This is a genomic window from Cupriavidus lacunae (assembly GCF_003353055.1).
In the GTDB taxonomy this organism is placed as follows: Bacteria; Pseudomonadota; Gammaproteobacteria; order Burkholderiales; family Burkholderiaceae; genus Cupriavidus; species Cupriavidus lacunae.
Map to the genome: position 1 here is coordinate 35793 of NZ_QKWJ01000005.1, position 18009 is coordinate 53801.

At 70.0% G+C, this 18009-nt stretch carries 14 protein-coding genes and 1 tRNA gene; 12 read left to right on the forward strand and 3 right to left on the reverse strand.

The genetic code is table 11. The annotated features are described in order from the left end of the window. Positions 1-186 precede the first annotated feature (186 nt). The gene (mnmC, locus tag DN412_RS06420) at positions 187-2160 is read right to left on the reverse strand and encodes a bifunctional tRNA (5-methylaminomethyl-2-thiouridine)(34)-methyltransferase MnmC2/FAD-dependent 5-carboxymethylaminomethyl-2-thiouridine(34) oxidoreductase MnmC1 (RefSeq protein ID WP_115013750.1); all 1974 of its coding nucleotides are present in this window, start codon (positions 2158-2160) and stop codon (positions 187-189) included. 160 nt (positions 2161-2320) lie between these two features. On the opposite strand from mnmC, the gene DN412_RS06425 reads away from it, so the two are divergent. Further along, a complete protein-coding gene (locus DN412_RS06425; protein WP_115013751.1) occupies positions 2321-3178 on the forward strand; it encodes a 23S rRNA (adenine(2030)-N(6))-methyltransferase RlmJ in 858 nt (285 codons plus the stop codon). On the opposite strand, the gene DN412_RS06430 is transcribed toward DN412_RS06425, so the two are convergent. Continuing rightward, positions 3153-3527, reverse strand: coding sequence for a VanZ family protein (locus tag DN412_RS06430; RefSeq protein WP_115013752.1), 375 nt, complete (start codon positions 3525-3527; stop codon positions 3153-3155). The genes DN412_RS06425 and DN412_RS06430 overlap by 26 nt on opposite strands. Positions 3528-3802: 275 nt before the next feature. Between DN412_RS06430 and DN412_RS06435 the strand changes: the two genes are divergently transcribed. From DN412_RS06435 to DN412_RS06445, 3 genes are all read left to right on the forward strand, one after another. Then, positions 3803-3889 (forward strand) — tRNA-Leu (locus tag DN412_RS06435). Between the two features lie 242 nt (positions 3890-4131). Further along, entirely contained in the window at positions 4132-4938 is an 807-nt protein-coding gene (locus DN412_RS06440) for an IclR family transcriptional regulator (RefSeq protein WP_115013753.1), read from the forward strand. A 145-nt stretch (positions 4939-5083) separates the two neighbouring features. After that, positions 5084-5431, forward strand: a complete 348-nt coding sequence (locus DN412_RS06445; protein ID WP_078196065.1) for a hypothetical protein — start codon at positions 5084-5086, stop codon at positions 5429-5431. A 34-nt stretch (positions 5432-5465) separates the two neighbouring features. On the opposite strand, the gene DN412_RS06450 is transcribed toward DN412_RS06445, so the two are convergent. Continuing rightward, entirely contained in the window at positions 5466-6713 is a 1248-nt protein-coding gene (locus DN412_RS06450) for a Zn-dependent hydrolase (RefSeq protein WP_115013754.1), read from the reverse strand. Between the two features lie 213 nt (positions 6714-6926). Here DN412_RS06450 and DN412_RS06455 point away from each other — a divergent pair, with 213 nt between their 5' ends. From DN412_RS06455 to DN412_RS06490, 8 genes are all read left to right on the forward strand, one after another. After that, positions 6927-8549: an ABC transporter substrate-binding protein gene (locus DN412_RS06455; protein ID WP_078196063.1), complete on the forward strand. Its 1623-nt coding sequence runs from the start codon at positions 6927-6929 to the stop codon at positions 8547-8549. Between the two features lie 123 nt (positions 8550-8672). Then, the gene (locus DN412_RS06460) at positions 8673-9623 is read left to right on the forward strand and encodes an ABC transporter permease (protein WP_115013755.1); all 951 of its coding nucleotides are present in this window, start codon (positions 8673-8675) and stop codon (positions 9621-9623) included. A 10-nt stretch (positions 9624-9633) separates the two neighbouring features. Next, entirely contained in the window at positions 9634-10521 is an 888-nt protein-coding gene (locus tag DN412_RS06465; protein WP_115013756.1) for an ABC transporter permease, read from the forward strand. Positions 10522-10524: 3 nt separating this feature from the next. Further along, on the forward strand, positions 10525-11556 hold the full coding sequence (locus tag DN412_RS06470) for an ABC transporter ATP-binding protein (protein ID WP_208647574.1): 1032 nt from the start codon (positions 10525-10527) through the stop codon (positions 11554-11556). 10 nt (positions 11557-11566) lie between these two features. Then, positions 11567-12580 carry an ABC transporter ATP-binding protein gene (locus DN412_RS06475; protein WP_115013758.1) on the forward strand — a complete coding sequence of 338 codons (1014 nt, stop codon included), beginning with the start codon at positions 11567-11569 and terminating at the stop codon, positions 12578-12580. Between the two features lie 39 nt (positions 12581-12619). After that, complete coding sequence (locus DN412_RS06480; protein ID WP_115013759.1) at positions 12620-13810, forward strand: amidase; 1191 nt, start codon at positions 12620-12622, stop codon at positions 13808-13810. 156 nt (positions 13811-13966) lie between these two features. Continuing rightward, positions 13967-16741 (forward strand): winged helix-turn-helix domain-containing protein, encoded by a 2775-nt coding sequence (locus DN412_RS06485; RefSeq protein WP_115013760.1) that lies wholly within the window; start codon positions 13967-13969, stop codon positions 16739-16741. Between the two features lie 111 nt (positions 16742-16852). Further along, entirely contained in the window at positions 16853-17992 is a 1140-nt protein-coding gene (locus tag DN412_RS06490) for an acyl-CoA dehydrogenase family protein (protein ID WP_115013761.1), read from the forward strand. The last annotated feature ends 17 nt before the right edge of the window (positions 17993-18009 follow it).

Here is an 18009-nt window from a genome sequence, read left to right on the forward strand (position 1 = left end):
ACCGCTTGCGCATGTACCGCCCGCTTTACCGCCACGGCGCCGTCACCACAGGACGGCCGGGGCGGCGCACCGGCGAACGGAACGCTCCGCGCAAACGGAAAACGGGGATTATCGCACGGTTTTGATTCGCTTCCGGCAGTTTTTGCCCGGAACGCACCCGGAACCGCCCTGCCGCACCGTACGCCGCTATCCGGCCTGCCCGTGGCGCAGCGCACGCAGCAGCAGGCGTGCCGGATCCACCGCATCGGCCAGGTCCGACTCCAGCGGCAGCGGCTCGCCCTCGATCTGGCTGGCCAGCAGTTCGGCGGCCAGCGCAGCCCATGTGAGGCCGCGCGACCCATATGCAAGAGCGGCGTAGAGCCCGGGCATGCGCGGCAGGTCACGCAAGTGCGCGCCGCGCAGCGATGCGACCTGCGCCAGCGCGGCGGCCTCATCGGGCACCTGCCCGATCAGCGGCAGCCGGTTGTGCGTAACCGTGCGCACGCCGACATAGCCCGACAGGCCCGCCGGATCGATGGCGGCCACGGCATCGGCCTGCCGCGACAACAACCCGGACAGGCGCACCAGGTTGGCCGCGTGGACCGCGGGCTGCGCCACCAGCGGGCCCTCGTCGGCGTCGTAGCTGGAGCCGACCCGGCCGGTGCCGTCGGCGGCACGCGGCAGCAGGTAGCCCGCACCGGTCACCACGCAATCCGGCCAGCCGCCGAGCGCATCGACCTGCGCGGACGCCAGCGTGGTCAGCTGCCCGCGCACGCGCCGCATGGTCCAGTGCTGCTGCGGCAGCAGTTGCTGCGCCTCGTGTGCGTTGGCCAGTACCAGTACCGGCGCCGACGCCAGCACGTCACCGTCCTGCCCCATTGCCTGCCATTGATCGCCAACGCGCGCGATGGAGGCGACCCGGCAGCCAAACCGCGCAGTCACCGCAGCGCCGGCACGCGCCAGCTGCGCCGCACAAATGTCCGGGGGCGCCGCCCAGCCGCCGCCCGGGAACCACAGGCCGCCACGCGGCACACCGGCGTGGTGGGCCGACGCGGCCTCGTCAGCGCGCATCCAGCGCACGAACCCTTCCGGCAAGCCCATCGCCGCCAGCGCGGCGCGCTGAGCCTCGCCCTCGGCCTCGTCCTCGCCGATCTGCAGCACGCCGCAGCCGTGCCAGCCGACCGGGTGGCCGGCCTCGGCCAGCGCCGTCCAGGCGCGCAGCGCGTACAGGTTGCCGGCGCGCGACAGCCGCGACAGCAGGCTGTCGTCGGCGGACACGTGCGCATGCATGGCCGCCGCGCGATGCGCCGAGGTCTGCCGCGCCGGCCCGTCATGCCCATCGAACAGCGTCACGCGCCAGCCGCGCGCGGCCAGGCGCTCGGTCACGGCGCAGCCGGCCAGGCCGGCGCCAATCACGATGGCATGGCGCTCGGCCCATTGCGCCGGCAGTGGCGGCGCGTGGCGGCGCGCTTTCCATTGCGGGCGGAAGCGCGCGACCGTCATGTGCCACTTGCCGCCAAAGCCGGGCATCTTGCGGACTTCGAAACCGACGTCCTTGAGCCCGCGCCGCACAAAGCCCGCGGCCGCATATGTGGCCAGCCTGGCGCCTGGCCGGGCCAGCCGCGCCAGTCCGCGGAACACCTGCGGCGACCACATCTGCGCATTGCGCGCCGGCGCGAAGCCGTCCAGGTAGAAGGCATCCACGCCGGCCGCGAGTCGCGGCAGCACCTGCCCGACATCGCCCAGCGCCAGCGTCAGCACCACGCGTCCGTCGTCGAAGGCCAGACGGTGCAGCCCCGGCAGCGCCAGCGGCCATTGCGCCTGCAGCGCCTGCGCCAGCGGCTGCAGCCCGTCCAGCCCGGCATGCAGCTGCGCCAGCCCTTCGCGGGTGAACGGGTGTTTTTCGATCGAGACGAAATGCAGCGTGCCGCAGCGCTGCGGATCGTTGCGCCACGCCTGCCAGGTCGCCAGGAAATTCAGCCCCAGGCCGAAGCCGGTCTCGGCAATGACGAACTGGCCCTGGCCGGCCCACGCCTGCGGCAGGCCATTGCCGCCCAGGAAGACGTGGGCGGCCTGGGCCAGGCCGCCTTCGGTGCTGTGGTAGACATCGTCGTAGCGGGGCGAATACGGGGTGCCTTCGGCAGACAGGATGGGCTCGGCGGGCTCAAGTGCGCGCGGCATGGGACAGGAAACTCGACGGAAGCAAAATGCCCGGGCGGATTCGCCGGGGCGTGGGAGGGGCCGGGGTTGGCAATCCGCGCCGGATGGTAGCATAGCGGCCTTCCCGCAGACGGCCTCGTCCTGCACCCTGATTTGCGCCCCTGAAGCGCCCCGCTCCGCCATGCTCAGCTACCGTCACGCCTTCCACGCCGGCAACCATGCCGATGTCCTCAAACACGCCGTCGTGGTGCAACTGCTCGAGCACCTGACGCAGAAGGACAAGGCGTTCTGGTACATCGACACCCATGCCGGCGCCGGCCTCTATGCGCTGGACCACGCCTACGCGCAGAAGAAGGCCGAGTTCGAAACCGGCATCGCGCCGCTGTGGCGCGCCGCCGCCGGCGGCACCCAGCTGCCGGAGATGCTGGACGAGTACCTGGACCAGGTGCGCGCGCTCAACCCGGACGGCAACCTGCGCCACTACCCCGGCTCGCCCTGGCTGGCCTGGCAGATGCTGCGCGAGCATGACCGGCTGCGGCTGTTCGAACTGCACAGCACCGAGATCCAGGTGCTGCGCGACAACTTCCGCGGTGCCGGGCGCCGCGTGATGCTGTACGACGGCGACGGCTTCGGCGGCATCAAGGCCATCCTGCCCCCGGCGCCGCGCCGCGCACTGGTGCTGGTCGATCCGTCCTACGAGGACAAGCAGGACTACGCCCGCACCGTGCAGACCGTGCGCGACGGGCTGGAGCGCTTTGCCACCGGCGTCTACGCGGTCTGGTACCCGCAGGTGCAGCGGCGCGAATCGGTGCAGTTGCCGGTGCAGCTCAAGGGCCTGCCGCTCAAGAGCTGGCTGCACGTCACCCTGACCGTGAAGCATCCGGTCGAGGGCGGCCTGGGCCTGCACGGCAGCGGCATGTTCATCATCAACCCGCCGTGGCGGCTGAAGGAATCGCTGCAGCAGGCCATGCCGGTGCTGACCGACCTGCTCGGCCAGGACGACGGCGCAACGTTCACGCTCGAAGCCGAGGAGCACTGAGGCGGCGCACCAGCCAGTCCAGCGCCATGCCCGCGGCCAGGCCGATGCAGTCGGCCAGCAGGTCGAGCCAGTCCGCCTCGCGGTAGCCGGTCTGCCCCTGCAGCAACTCGATCAGGCCGCCGTACGCCACCAGCCCCAGCAATACGGCCCAGCCACGCCCGGCATAGGCGCGCCGCCCCAGCACGCCCAGTACCGCGAATGCCAGCATATGGTTGGCCTTGTCCCAGCCGGTGGTCGGCAGGGGCTGGCTCGGCGGCAGCAGCGACAGGACCAGCACCGCGGCCGCGCAGCCCCAGAAAAGCAGGCGCCAGCGCAGCGGAGTCAGCGTCGGGAGGGAAATCATCGGCATGCGTGTGGAATCGGGAAAAGCCGACAATATATCCCTGCCGCTTGCCGCCGCCACCGGCGTGCCGGGTAGGGCTGGATTCCCCCCGCGCCTTGCGCTACAATCCGCAGCCTTGTTGCAGTGCAGGCGCAAGCCATGCCGACACCACGTTTCGGCAGCCGGTGCAGCCAGCAGCGGACAGCGCAAAGGCGGGCAGTTCCAGCCGCCTTTTTTGCTTTCCTGTCCTGCCCCTGCCAACGAGCATCGCGGCCGCCCGCCCGGGCAGCGCCGCAAGGACCGCGAGGGTGGCGAAATTGGTAGACGCACCAGGTTTAGGTCCTGACGCCAGCAATGGTGTAGGGGTTCGAGTCCCCTCCCTCGCACCACCCGCCTTCCAAGTGGCGGGCTGACAACCTCCCCTCCCCTTTAGCCCTTCCCCCTTAGCCCCTTCGCCCCGCCTCTCTCGGCAGGCACCCCCACGCCGGCTCTTTCCAGCTTCCGCCATCGACGCTATGATTTGGTCATCGTATCGATAATCGATACATTCGTATATTGGTGCAATATTCACTCATCGTGGTGCAGCCATCCCGCCGATGGTGCCGCCCGGCCTCTCGCTTCCGACGTAACCATGCCGTCAAAACCCGCCCCGCCACCGGCGCCCACCCCCGACCGCGACAACCCGCTGTTCAACCAGTCGCTCGAAAAAGGCCTCGAAGTCCTGCGCGCCTTCAACGGCGTCCACCGCACGCTGACGCTGTCTGAACTGGCCGCGCTGACCGGCATGAACAAGAGCTCGGCGCAGCGCACCATCCATACGCTGGAGGCACTGGGTTACGTCGACAAGCATCCGCAGACGCGCCGCTTCCGGCTGACGCCGCGGGTGATGGAGATCGGCTACAACTACCTGGCGGCCGATGCGCTGATCCCGGTGGCCAGCCCCTACCTGTCGCAGTTGGCCGCCGCCAGCGGCGAGACCGCCAACCTGACCGAGCCGGTCGGGCTGGACATGGTCTACGTGGCGCAGCTGATGACCGCCAAACACATGCCGGTGCTGACGCCGGTCGGCATGCGCATCCCGATGTACTGCACCAGTTCCGGCCGGGCTTACCTCAGCAGGCTGCCCGATGAACAGGTCATGGCGATGCTGGCGCAGTCAACGCGCGAGGCGCGCACGCCGGCCACGCTGACCGATCCCGACGCCATCTTCGAGCGCGTGGCGGCGTGCCGCCGGCTGGGCTACGCCTGCAACGAAGAGGAGCTGTTCATCGGCGACATGGGACTGGCCGCGCCCGTCGTCAACAGCCAGGGCGTGGCGGTCGGCGCGGTGCACGTGTCGCCGCCGGCCAGCCGCTGGAGCATGGCCGAGGCGCAGAAGAAGCTGGCGCCGCTGGTGATGGAATGCGCGTGGGCGATCTCGCGCTCCATTGCCCATTGAGGGCTACCGCAGGGGTGGTAGAACACCTGAGTGGCAGCGCCTTTCGCCGGCCCTTGCCGCGATCTATTCTGAAGGTGTCGGGGCGGCGTTGCGCGCTGCGCAGGCTGTCTCCGGCATCTACACCTCAGCCCTGATCGGAGGGCATATGAAATTCCCTGCCTTGCTGTTGGCAGCGTCGATGGCCGCTGGCTGGTCATCGCTCGCCCAGGCTGCCGGATGCCAGTACGACATGCAGTGCAAAGGAGAGCGGATCTGCCAGCAAGGGCAGTGCGTCTTTCCTGACGCGGAAGAAACCGCGGAAGCCGGCGGGCCGGCGCCGCTGCCGGCGACCAGGCGCACGCCTGCGCCGCCGCCAGCCCGCGGGTGCTGCACCGTGGCAGGCAAGCTGAAGCTGTCGCCGTCCTCGGCGTCGGACACCAACCTGGGCAACGGCGATGCGTGCCAGGGGCTGACCGCCTCCGGCAAGCCGGTTCCCGGCACGATCTGCAACTAGCCCCGATAACCAGCATCGGATCTGGCGCGCGCGCCTAGCGCGCGTGCGCCAGCATGGCCTGCAGCAGCACGTTGGCGCCTGCCTCGACATGCTCGGGCAGCGCGTCTTCCAGTTCGTTGTGGCTGATGCCGTCCTTGCACGGCACGAAGATCATGCCGGTGGGCGCGCGCCGCGCGACGTAGACCGCATCGTGGCCGGCGCCGCTGACCACGTCCATATGCGGCAGGCCCAGCGCTGACGCCGCGCGCCGCACGCTGTCCACGCACTCGGGCGCGAACACGCACGGCTCGAACTTCACCACCTGGCGGATGTCGACCTCAACGCCGGCGGCCACGGCAATGCCTTCGAACCCCGCGTGCATGGCCGCATGCATGCGGTCCAGGCCATCCTGCGACAGGTTGCGGAAATCGACCGAGAAATCGACCCGGCCCGGAATCACGTTGCGCGAGTTCGGCGTGACTTGCAGGTAGCCGACCGTGCCGCGCCCGTGCGGTGCCTCGTCATGTGCGATCTGGTTGACCGCGTCGACCATGCGCGCGGCCGCCAGCATGGCGTCGTGGCGCAGCGCCAGCGGCGTCGGGCCCGCGTGCGCATCCATGCCGGTCACGGTCACGTCGTACCACTGCTGCCCCAGCGCGCCCGAGACCACGCCGATCGGCAGCCCGGCCGCCTCGAGCACCGGCCCCTGCTCGATGTGCGCCTCGAAGTAGGCCCCGAACATGCCGCCCGGCACCTCGCCCGCCGGCTGCGCGCCGCGGTAGCCGATGGCCGCCAGCGCGTCGCCCACACTGACGCCATCCACATCGGCCTGCGCGCGCGCAAAGGCCGCGTCGAACTCGCCCGCGAACACGCCCGAGCCCATCATCACCGGCGTAAAGCGCGTGCCCTCCTCGTTGGTCCAGAACGCAACCTCCAGCGGCGCGCGCGTGACGATGCCCAGGTCGTCGAGCGTGCGCATGACCTCCAGCCCCGCCAGCACGCCGAAGTTGCCGTCGAACTTGCCGCCCGAAGGCTGGGTGTCGATATGGCTGCCGGTGGCCACGGCGCGTGCGTGGGGGTCGCTGCCGGCGCGGCGCGCGAAGACGTTGCCGATCTCGTCGACACGCACGTCGAGGCCCGCCTCGCGGCACCACTGCACCACCAGGTCGCGGCCCTGGCGGTCGGCCTCGGTCAGCGCGATGCGGCACACGCCGCCCCTGGGCGTGGCGCCGATCGCGGCGAGGTCCATCAGCGATTGCCACAGGCGGGCGCCATTGATGCGGGGAAGGTGTAGCTGGTCCATATCTGGTTGCTGTCGGTGAAGGAAAGGAAGAAGGCACCCGTTCAGCAAGAAGCAGACCACCATCAGCCTGTCCCAGCGCCGCCCGCACTGGCCCGTCACCGTGGCACATGACTTGCTTTAGAGACATCCGTCCCTTCAAGCCAACCCAGGAGCAAGCCTGTGCACCACCACCCGTCCCATCTCGCGAAAGGTCTCAAGTCCGCTGCCTCGGTCATGAGCGCAGCCGTGCTGGCGCTGCTCGCGCTGCCCGGTGCCGCCCATGCCGACAAGGTGCTGCGCATCGGCATGACCGCCGCCGACATCCCGCGCACGCTGGGCCAGCCCGACCAGGGCTTCGAGGGCAACCGCTTCTCCGGCATCCCGATGTACGACGGCCTCACGCAATGGGACCTGTCCAGGGGCAACGGCCCCAGCCTGCTGATCCCCGGCCTGGCCACCGAATGGAAGGTCGACGCCGCCGACAAGACCAGGTGGGTGTTCAAGCTGCGCCCCGGCGTGAAGTTCCACGACGGCACCCCGTTCAACGCCGATGCCGTGGTCTGGAATGTCGGCAAGGTGCTGGACAAGACCGCGAAGCAGTTCGATCCCAGCCAGGTCGGCGTGACCGCCTCGCGCATGCCGACACTGCGCACGGCAAAAAAAATCGACGACCTCACCGTGGAACTGGTCACCTCCGAGCCGGACTCCTTCCTCCCCTACAACCTGACCAACCTGTTCATGGCCTCGCCCACGCAGTGGGAGAAGAAGTTCACCGCGGTGCCGGCCTCGGTCACCGATCCGGTCGAGCGCTCCAAGCAGGCCTGGGTCGCCTTCGCCGCCGACGCCGCCGGCACCGGCCCGTTCAGGATGAGCCGCTTCGTGCCGCGCGAGCGCCTGGAAGTGGTGCGCAATGCGCAATACTGGGACGCGAAGCGCGTGCCCAGGATCGACAAGGTGGTGATGGTGCCGATGCCCGAGGCCAACGCGCGCACCGCCGCGCTGCTGTCGGGCCAGGTCGACTGGATCGAGGCGCCGGCGCCCGACGCCATCGCCCAGATCAAGAGCCGCGGTTTCCAGGTCTATGCCAATGCGCAGCCGCATATGTGGCCGTGGCAGCTGTCGTTCGCGCCAGGGTCGCCGTGGCTGGACAAGCGCGTGCGCCAGGCCGCGAACCTGTGCGTCAACCGCGGCGGGCTGAAGACCCTGCTGGGCGGCTACATGGCCGAGGCCAAGGGCATCGTCGAGGCCGGCAACCCGTGGTGGGGCAATCCGAAGTTCGATATCAGGTACGACCCGGCCGCGGCCAGGAAGCTGATGCAGGAGGCCGGCTACTCGGCCGCCAGGCCGGTCAAGGTCAAGGTGCAGGTATCGGCGTCTGGTTCCGGCCAGATGCAGCCGCTGCCGATGAACGAGTACGTGCAGCAGAACCTGAAGGAGTGCTTCATCGACGTCGACTTCGACGTGGTCGAGTGGAACACCCTCTTCACCAACTGGCGCGTCGGCGCCAAGGACGCCAGCACGCACGGCGCCAACGCCATCAACGTCAGCTTTGCGGCGATGGACCCGTTCTTCGCCATGGTGCGCTTCGTCAGCACCAAGACGCAGCCGCCGGTCTCGAACAACTGGGGCTACTTCGGCAATGCCGAGTTCGACAAGCTGATCGAGAACGCGCGCACGTCCTTTGACGAGAAATCGCGCGACGCGGCGCTGGCCAAACTGCATGCCCGCATCGTCGAGGAGTCGCCGTTCGTACTGATCGCGCACGACGTCGGCCCGCGCGCGATCTCGAAGAAGGTCAAGGGCGTGGTGCAGCCGCAGAGCTGGTTCATCGATATCGCGACGATGTCGATGGACTGATCCCCCGGCCGCCAGACGGACGCCGCGCGGCTGCCCCACCGCCACGCGGCCCGGCAATCCCGCCATGTCTCTCCGGCGTGCCGCGCGCTGCGCACGCACGCCCCCAACTTGCCGGATCCTCGCATGCAATACCTGTTCCGCCGCATCCTCTATGCCATCCCCATCCTGCTCGGGGTGGCGCTGCTGTGCTTCTCGCTGGTCCATATCGCCCCAGGCGATCCGCTGGTGTCGGTGCTGCCGCCAGACGCCTCCGAAGACCTGCGCCGCCAGCTCACCGCGCTCTACGGCTTCGACAAGCCCTTCCTGGAGCAATTCGCGCACTGGCTTGGCCGCGCGCTGCAGGGCGACCTCGGTACCTCGATCGCCACCAGCCGCCCGGTGATGGCCGAAGTGAGCAAGGCGGTGGTCAACTCCCTGCGCCTGGCCACCGTCGCCACGCTGATCGGCTTCAGCTTCGGCTGCCTGTTCGGCTTTGTCGCCGGTTACCTGCGCGATTCGGTGGCCGACCGCACCGCGTCGCTGTTGTCGGTGCTGGGCGTCAGCATCCCGCACTACTGGCTGGGCATGGTGCTGGTGATCGCGTTCTCGGTGCTGCTGGGCTGGTTGCCGGCCACCGGCGCCGGGCCGGGCGGCTCCGGCGACTGGGCGTGGGACTGGGAGCACCTGCAGTACATGCTGCTGCCGGCGGTGACCATGTCGGTGATCCCGATGGGCATCGTGGCACGCACGGTGCGCGCGCTGGTGGCCGAGATCCTGGCCAACGAGTTCATCGTCGGCCTGCGCGCGCGCGGCCTGTCGGACCTGGCCGTGTTCCGCCACGTGCTCAAGAACGTGGCGCCGACCGCGCTCTCGGTGATGGGCCTGCAGCTGGGCTACCTGCTGGGCGGCTCGATCCTGATCGAGACCGTGTTCTCGTGGCCCGGCACCGGCTTCCTGCTCAACGCCGCCATCTTCCAGCGCGACTTCCCGCTGCTGCAGGGGACCATCCTGGTGCTGGCGGTGTTCTTCGTGCTGCTCAACCTGCTGGTCGACGCGCTGCAGACGCTGTTCGACCCGCGCATCCAGCGCAGCTAAGGAGGCCGCCATGGACATGACGCTCGACCAATCCCCGGCCGCTGCCGCGGTGCAGCGCTCGCCCGGCTACTGGGCCACGGTGGGCCGGCGCCTGCTGCGCAACAAGCTGGCCATGCTCGCCGCGCTGGTGCTGCTGGCGCTGGTGCTGACGGCGCTGTTCGCCCCGGTGCTGATGCCCGCCGACCCGTACGCCTCATCGATCCTCAAGCGTCTCAAGCCGATCGGCACCGAGCACTTCCCGCTCGGCACCGACGAGCTTGGCCGCGACATGCTGTCGCGCCTGATGCTGGGCGCGCGGCTGTCGCTGTTCATGGGCATCACGCCGGTGCTGCTTACCTTTGTCATCGGCAGCGCGCTGGGCATAGTGGCCGGCTATGCCGGCGGCTGGACCAATACCATGATCATGCGGCTCACGGACATCCTGTACGCGTTCCCGTCGGTGCTGCTGGCGATCGCGCTGTCGGGCACGCTGGGCGCGGGCGTGGGCAATGCGCTGCTGTCGCTGACCATCGTCTTTATCCCGCAGATCGTGCGCGTGGCGGAAAGCGTGACCACCCAGGTGCGCAACCGTGAGTTTGTCGACGCGGCGCGTGCCTCGGGCGCATCGTCGCTGACGATCGTGCGCGCGCATGTGCTCAACAATGTGCTCGGGCCGATCTTCGTCTATGCCACCAGCCTGATCTCGGTGTCGATGATCCTGGCCTCCGGCCTGTCCTTCCTCGGCCTGGGCGTGAAGCCGCCCGAGCCGGAGTGGGGCCTGATGCTCAACACGCTGCGCACGGCCATCTACACTCAGCCGTGGGTCGCCGCCCTGCCCGGCGCCATGATCTTCCTGACCTCGGTCTCGTTCAACCTGCTGGCCGACGGCATCCGCTCGGCCATGGAAATCAAGGACTGAACCATGCCAGCACTGATGCAGGCTCCCTCACCCCAGGCCGGCCGCGACATTGGCGGCCCGGCCCAGCCGCTGGTGATCGCCCACCAGCTGGTCAAGCACTTTCCCATCAAGTCCGGCATGCCCGGCCTGCGCGCGCGTGCCGCGTCGGTGCGCGCGGTCGACGGCGTCAGCTTCGACGTGCTCAAGGGCGAGACCCTCGGCGTGGTCGGCGAGTCCGGCTGCGGCAAGTCCACCACCGCGCGGCTGTTGATGCAGCTGACGCAGCAGGACAGCGGCGAGCTGATCTTCGACGCGCAGGGCGTGGGCTCGGCGCAGCTGCCGATGAAGCAGTTCCGCAGCCAGGTGCAGATGGTGTTCCAGGACAGCTATTCGTCGCTGAACCCGCGCCTGACCATCGAGGAATCGATCGCCTTCACGCCGCGCGTGCATGGCGTGCCGGCGCGCGAAGCGACCGAGCGCGCGCGCTACCTGCTGCAGCGCGTGGGGCTGGACCCGGCGCGCTTTGCCGGGCGCTATCCGCACGAACTGTCGGGCGGGCAGCGCCAGCGCGTCAACATTGCCCGCGCGCTGGCGCTGCGCCCGCGGCTGGTGATCCTGGACGAGGCGGTCTCGGCACTGGACAAATCGGTCGAGGCGCAGGTGCTGAACCTGCTGCTGGACCTGAAGGCTGAATTCGACCTGACCTACGTCTTCATCAGCCACGACCTCAACGTGATCCGCTACCTGTGCGACCGCGTCATGGTGATGTACCTGGGCAAGGTGGTGGAGATCGGCGACACCGAGACCCTCTACCGCCACCCGGCGCACCCGTACACGCGCGCGCTGCTGGCCTCAATGCCGTCGATGGACCCGGACCACCGCACCGAGGTCGCGCCGCTGGCCGGCGACCCGCCCAACCCGATCAACCCGCCCCCCGGCTGCAGCTTCCATCCGCGCTGCGCCATGGCACAGGACGTGTGCGCGCGGCGCGAGCCGCAGCTGACTAACCTCGTGGCCGGGCATCCGGTCGCCTGCCTGCTGGCCATCGCGCCCTGAGGAACTCACCATGTCCAACACTCCACAAAGCACGCCCGGCGCGCCGATGATCTCGGTGCGGGACCTGCGCGTCACCTTCTCCGGCGGCGGCAAGACCATCTGCGCAGTCAACGGCGTTTCGCTCGACGTGCGCGCCGGCGAGGCCGTGGCCCTGATCGGCGAATCCGGCTCGGGCAAGAGCGTCACGCTGCGCGCGCTGATGCGCCTGCACCCGCCGCGCCGCGCCCGCATGGAAGGCCAGATCCGCGTCGACGGCGCCGACGTGATGGCGCTCGACAAGCGCGCGCTGGCCCGGCTGCGCGGCGGCACCATGGCGATGGTGTTCCAGGAGCCGCTGCTGGCGCTGGACCCGGTCTACACCGTGGGCCAGCAGATCGTCGAATGCATCCGCGCCCACGACAAGGTCCCGGCCGCCGAAGCGCGCGAGCGCGCGCTGAAGGCGCTTGAGTCCGTGCGCATTCCCAGCCCGGAGCGGCGCCTGGCGGCGTATCCGCACGAGATGTCGGGCGGCATGCGCCAGCGCGCCATGATCGCGCTGGCGCTGTCCGCACGGCCGAAGATCCTGCTGGCCGACGAACCCACCACGGCGCTGGACGCCACCGTGCAGATCCAGGTGCTGATCCTGCTGCGCGAACTGCAGCGCGAGCTTGGCCTGTCCATCGTCTTCGTCACCCACGATATCGGCGCGGCGGTGGAGATCGCCGACCGCGTCGCAGTGATGTACGGCGGGTGCATCGTCGAGGAAGGTCCGATCCGCATCCTGCTGCGCGCGGCGCGCCACCCCTACACCATCGCCCTGCTGCAAAGCCGCCAGCACGCCATGGAACGCGGCCAGCGCCTGCAGACCATCGGCGGCGCCCCGCCCGACCTGGCCGCGCTGCCGCCGGGCTGCACCTTCGCGCCGCGCTGCCCGCATGCGCGCCCGCAATGCCTGGCCGAGGTGCCGCCGGCCGTCACCGTCGGCACCGGCCATCGCGTCAGCTGCGTGCTGGCCGCCGAGCCGGCGGTGGCCACCGCGGCCTAACCCTTGTCCCTGAACCCCAACGCTTCCCAGGAACCCTTCATGACGCTTGCCACCCACCCCGCCCGCGCCTTCATGCCCTATCCGGAGGTTGCCGTCCCGCACGCCGCCAGCGGCCCGCTGCAGGGCCTGAGCTTTGCCGTCAAGGACCTGTTCGACGTGGCTGGCTATCCGACCGGCGGCGGCAATCCGCACGTGCTGGCGCGCTCGGGCATCAAGGGCGCGACCGCGCCGGCAGTGCAGCGGCTGCTGGATGCCGGCGCCGCCTTCGTCGGCAAGACCCATACCGACGAGCTGGCTTTCTCCATGAACGGCCAGAACGCCCACTACGGCCGCCCGGTCAACGGCGCGGCGCCGGACCGCATCACCGGCGGCTCGTCATCGGGCTCGGCGTCGGCGGTATCGAACAGCTTGTGCGACTTCGCGCTGGGCTCCGACACCGGCGGCTCGGTGCGCGCGCCGGCCAGCCATTGCGGCCTGTTCGGCATCCGGCCCACGCACGGGCGCATTTCACTGGAACGCAGCCTGCCGCTGTCCGAGAGCCTGGATACCTGCGGCTTCCTTGCGCGCGACATCGGCACCTTCGCGCGCGTGGCCGAGGTGATGCTCGGCATCGACCCGGCGCCGCTGCCGGCCGCGCCGCGGCTGCTGTTCGCCACCGACCTGTTCGCCCAGCCGACGCCGGAGGCCCGCGACGCCCTGGCGCCGGCCGTCGCCCGGATCGAGGCGGCACTGGGCCAGGCCGCGCCGGTCACAGCGTCCGACCGGCCGCTGACCGAGCTGTGGTGGGTGTTCCGCTATGTGCAGGGCTGGGAGGCCTGGCAGAGCGACGGTGACCTCATCGAGCAATACGGGCTAGAGCTTGGCGCCGATGTCGCGGCACGCTTTGCGTTCTCGAAAGCTGTCACCCGCGGGCAGTTCGAAGAAGCCAGCGCGGTGCGCCGCGACTTCACGGCGCACCTGGGCCGGCTGCTGGGCCAGGACGGCGTGATGGTGCTGCCGACCATGCCCGATATCGCGCCGCTGCGCGCCGAGCCGATCGCATCGCTGGAGACCTATCGCAACCTGGCCGCCCAGACGCTGTGCCTGACACCGCTGAGCGGCTTCCCGCAGCTGAACCTGCCGCTGGCCGGCCGCGACGGCGCACCGCTCGGCATCTCGCTGCTTGGCCCCGCGGGCAGCGACCGCAGCCTGGTGGCACTGGCGGAGCGGATCATGGCGCACCAGGCGTGAACCAGTAACGCAAAAGGCACGCAGGTGGGCGCCCGGCGCCCCACCCGCATCAGGTGGCCCACCACCCGAAGGCGCCGCCAGCCCGCACGGCGCTCCTACAATGCCGTCATCGCATTGGTCCGCCGGCCCGCGCCACACGGACAAGAGGAGCCCAGCATGCCCCCGGCCGGAGCCGCGCCAGCAGAACTCGCCAGCCAGTCCGCGGCACCCGCCACACCCGCCTTTCCGGTCACGCCGACCAAGCTGGTGCCGCCGCGCGGCTCCCGCCCGCTGATGCCGCGCGACACCCTGCTGGCGCGCCTGGCCGAGGCGCGGCGCCAGCGCTGCGTGGTGGTCCAGGGTCCGGCCGGCTGCGCCAAGACCAGCACGCTGGCGGCGTGGCGCCAGGCCCTGCTGACACTGGACTTCGACGTCGCCTGGCTGTCGCTCGCGCCCGAGGACAACAGCCTCGCCGCGTTCTTCAACGGCCTGGTCGCCAGCCTGGCCACGGTAGATCCCACCATCGTGCGCGACGCCTGGGTGCTGATGGGCCGCGACGGCCACCAGTCCGCGGTGGAGCACTGGGTCATCACGCTGGTGAGGGCCATCGGCGCGCGCCGGCGCGAGCTGGTGCTGATGCTGGACGACGTCCATCACCTTGACGACCCCGGCGTGGTGCTGGCGCTGCGCTGGCTGCTCGACTACGCGCCGCCGCAGCTGCATGTGGTGCTGGCGTCGCGCACCGCCCCGCCGGTATCGCTGGCGCGGCTGCGCACGCAGGGGCTGCTGTCGACCTTCGGGCTGCCCGACCTGCGCTTCTCCGCACAGGAATCTGCCCGCTTCCTGCAGGAGCAGCTGGGTCACGTCGACGCCCGCGATGCCGGCCGGCTGCATGAACTCACGGACGGCTGGGCCGCCGGCCTGCAGCTATTTGCCATCGACCTGAAGGGCAAGCGCGGCGGGTCGTACAACCCGGTCCAGGTGCGCGACGCGCAGACCTTTGCCAGCTACTTCGAGCGCGAGGTGCTGGTGCGGCTGACGCCGAACGACCTCGACCTGCTCACCCGCATGGCGCTGTGCCACCGCTTTTGCGGCGCGCTGTGCGCCACCCTGCTGGGCCGCCCCAATGCCGCCGCCGAAATCACCGCGCGGCTGGCGCACCTGGCGCGCGACGACCTCTTCATCGCGCAGATCGGCAACGACAGCCATGGCGAAGCCTGGTACCGCCTGCACCCGCTGCTGCGCGAGGTGCTGCTGGGACGCCTGGGCGGGCTGCCGCCCGGCACGCAGGCCGCGATGCACGCGGCAGCCTGGCAGTGGTTCAACGCGCACGGCGACGCGGACGAGGCCGTGCGGCATGCGGTGCTGGCCGGCGACAGCGCGGCCGCCGCCGACATGGTGCACGGCCGCGCCCACGGCCTGCTGGAACGCGGCGAACTCAGCCAGCTGGCCGCGCTGGTGCGGCAACTTCCGGCCGAGCAGATCCGGGCCCGTTTCGGCCTGCTGCTGGTCCAGGCCCACCTGCAGATGTATGCGGGCGATGCCGAGGGACTGCATGACAGCCTGCAGCGGATGCAGGCCCAGGCCGGGCGGCTGGGCCCGCGCGAGCACTATGCGCTGGCGATATTGCGCGGCAGCATGGCGCTGCTGCGCGACGACTCCGACGCCGTCGCCAACCTGCTGCCGACGCTGCAGCGCGTGCCCGCCGGCGCGGACGGCTTCACCCTGACCGGGCGCGGCAACATCCTGTCGTGGATACATATCTACCGCGGCGAATACGACCAGGCGCGACGCGTGATCGAGGACGGCGCACCCTGCGACGGCGCGCCGCGCGGCACGCTGCTGGGCCGCTGCATGGGCGGCATGACCCACGCGGTCGAGGGCCAGGTGCTGGTGGCCGAGCGCGTGCTGCATGACGTGCTGGCCGATGCAGAGCAGCGCGGCGCGGCCTGCGCCGGCGTGGCCTGCATGGCGGCCGCGCTACTGGGCGAGACCCTGTACGAACTCAACGATGTCGAAGCCGCCGCCAGCCTGCTCGACGCCCGCATCGACGTGCTGGTGCGCATCTCGATCCCCGACACCGTGCTGCGGGCGCTGCTGGCACTGTCCTGCGCCCGCTGGCACGCCGGCGACCACGCCGGCGCGCTAGCATCTCTGGACCGGCTGGAGCGCTACGGGCAGCGCCACCGGGTCGACCGCCTAGTGGCCGGCGCCCTGTCGCTGCGCTCGCGCCGGCTGCTGGAGGACGGCCATGTCGACACCGCCGACGACGCCCTGCTGCGGCTGGAAGCGCTGGCGGCCCGGCATGCCGGCGCGGTGCGCAGCACCGCCTGGGAAGTGCGGGTCCACGCCGACCTGGCCCGCATCGGCATGTGCCTGCACCACAACGACTTCGACGGCGCGCTGGCGCGCCTGGAGCCGCTGGCCGCGCTGTCCGAGGCGGGCGGGCGCTGGTCCCGCGTGGCCACCTTGCGCATGCTGATGGCGCTGGCCCACCAGGGCCGCCGCGACGCCGCCGCCGCGCGCCGGCAACTGGTCGACGCCCTGCGCATCGGCCACCGCCACGGGCTGGTGCGCAGCCTGCTCGACGCCTCGCCGCGGGTGCCGGCCATGCTGGCCGCGCTGGCCGGCGACGACAGCCTGGACCCGGTGCTGGCGTTCTACGCGCAGCGCCTGGCCGACGCCGCCGGGCCGGTCGCCTGCACCAGCCCCGCCGTCTCGCCGGCGCCTGCCGCGCAGCTCGCGCGCCTGGCCACCCTCAGCGAGCGCGAGCAGGAAGTGCTGGGCCTGCTGGCGCAGGCCATGCCGAACAAGAAGATCGCCCGCATCCTCAACGTGTCGCTCGACACAGTGAAGTGGCACCTGCGCAATGTCTACGCCAAGCTGGAAGTCACCGGGCGTGACGAAGCCGTGGCGCGGCTGCGCGATGCCGGCGCCCTGCCCACCCCCTGATCTGCCCCACCTACACCACCGGTGTAGGGACTTCCCACCCGCCCCCGGCCACACTGGACCCAACGAGGCAGCAACACTGCTGCCGTCCACCAGTCAGACCGGGAGCCATCGATGGAAATCATCCGCAACGTCTATCGCGAAGACCACGAGATGTTCAGGGAAACCGCGCGCCGCTTCTTCGAGCGTGAATGCCTGCCGCGCCAGGCGGCATGGGACAAGGCCGGCTGCGTCGACCGCGAGACCTGGCTCAAGGCCGGCCGCGAGGGCCTGCTGTGCGTCACCGTGCCAGAGGAATACGGCGGCGGCGGCGGCGACTTCGGCCACTCCGCCGTGCTGGCCGAGGAATACCACCGCTCCGGCATTTCCGGCCCGAGCTTCTCGGTGCACTCGGACATCACCGCGCCCTACATCGTGCGCCTGGGCACCGAGGCACAGAAGCGCAAATGGCTGCCCGAGATCTGCCGCGGCGAAAAGATCCTGGCCATCGCCATGACCGAGCCCGGCAGCGGCTCCGATCTGAAGTCGATCCGTACCAGCGCCGTGCGCGACGGCGACGAGTTCGTCATCAACGGCAGCAAGACCTTTATCTCGAACGGCCTGAACGCCGACATGATCGTGGTGGTCTGCAAGACCGATCCGGCGGCGGGCGCCAAGGGCGTGAGCCTGATCATGGTCGAGGCTGACCGCGCGGGCTTCCGCCGCGGGCGCAAGCTCGAAAAAGTGGGTCAGCACGCCGCCGACACTGCCGAGCTGTTCTTCGACAACGTGCGCGTGCCGGTCACCAACCTGATCGGCAACGAGAACGGCGGCTTTATCCACCTGATGGAAGAACTGCCGCAGGAACGCCTGATCATCGCCGTCTACTGCGCCGCCAAGCTGGAGCGCCAGCTGGAGCTGACGCTGCAGTACGTGAAGGACCGCCGCGCCTTCAACCAGACCGTGTGGGACTTCCAGAACACCAAGTTCAAGCTGGCCGACGTCAAGGCCCAGGCCGTTGCGATGCGCACCATGGTCGACTACTACATCGGCAAGCACATGGAACGCAAGCTGACGCTCCAGGAAGCCGCTATCGCCAAGCTGTACGCCACAGAGACCATGTGGAAGTGCATCGACGACATGGTGCAGCTGCACGGCGGCTACGGCTATATGCTCGAGTACCCGATCGCGCGCGCCTTTGCCGACATGCGCGTGACCCGCATTTTCGGCGGCACCAGCGAAGTGCTGCGCGACCTGATCGCGCGCAAGCTCTGAGCCCCTCTTTCGAAACC

Bases quoted from the DNA above. Each gene is read 5' to 3' on its own strand.
- mnmC (WP_115013750.1), bottom strand. From the start codon at position 2,160: ATGCCGCGCGCACTTGAGCCCGCCGAGCCCATCCTGTCTGCCGAAGGC.
- DN412_RS06425 (WP_115013751.1), top strand. From the start codon at position 2,321: ATGCTCAGCTACCGTCACGCCTTCCACGCCGGCAACCATGCCGATGTC.
- DN412_RS06430 (WP_115013752.1), bottom strand. From the start codon at position 3,527: ATGCCGATGATTTCCCTCCCGACGCTGACTCCGCTGCGCTGGCGCCTG.
- DN412_RS06440 (WP_115013753.1), top strand. From the start codon at position 4,132: ATGCCGTCAAAACCCGCCCCGCCACCGGCGCCCACCCCCGACCGCGAC.
- DN412_RS06445 (WP_078196065.1), top strand. From the start codon at position 5,084: ATGAAATTCCCTGCCTTGCTGTTGGCAGCGTCGATGGCCGCTGGCTGG.
- DN412_RS06450 (WP_115013754.1), bottom strand. From the start codon at position 6,713: ATGGACCAGCTACACCTTCCCCGCATCAATGGCGCCCGCCTGTGGCAA.
- DN412_RS06455 (WP_078196063.1), top strand. From the start codon at position 6,927: ATGAGCGCAGCCGTGCTGGCGCTGCTCGCGCTGCCCGGTGCCGCCCAT.
- DN412_RS06460 (WP_115013755.1), top strand. From the start codon at position 8,673: ATGCAATACCTGTTCCGCCGCATCCTCTATGCCATCCCCATCCTGCTC.
- DN412_RS06465 (WP_115013756.1), top strand. From the start codon at position 9,634: ATGGACATGACGCTCGACCAATCCCCGGCCGCTGCCGCGGTGCAGCGC.
- DN412_RS06470 (WP_208647574.1), top strand. From the start codon at position 10,525: ATGCCAGCACTGATGCAGGCTCCCTCACCCCAGGCCGGCCGCGACATT.
- DN412_RS06475 (WP_115013758.1), top strand. From the start codon at position 11,567: ATGTCCAACACTCCACAAAGCACGCCCGGCGCGCCGATGATCTCGGTG.
- DN412_RS06480 (WP_115013759.1), top strand. From the start codon at position 12,620: ATGACGCTTGCCACCCACCCCGCCCGCGCCTTCATGCCCTATCCGGAG.
- DN412_RS06485 (WP_115013760.1), top strand. From the start codon at position 13,967: ATGCCCCCGGCCGGAGCCGCGCCAGCAGAACTCGCCAGCCAGTCCGCG.
- DN412_RS06490 (WP_115013761.1), top strand. From the start codon at position 16,853: ATGGAAATCATCCGCAACGTCTATCGCGAAGACCACGAGATGTTCAGG.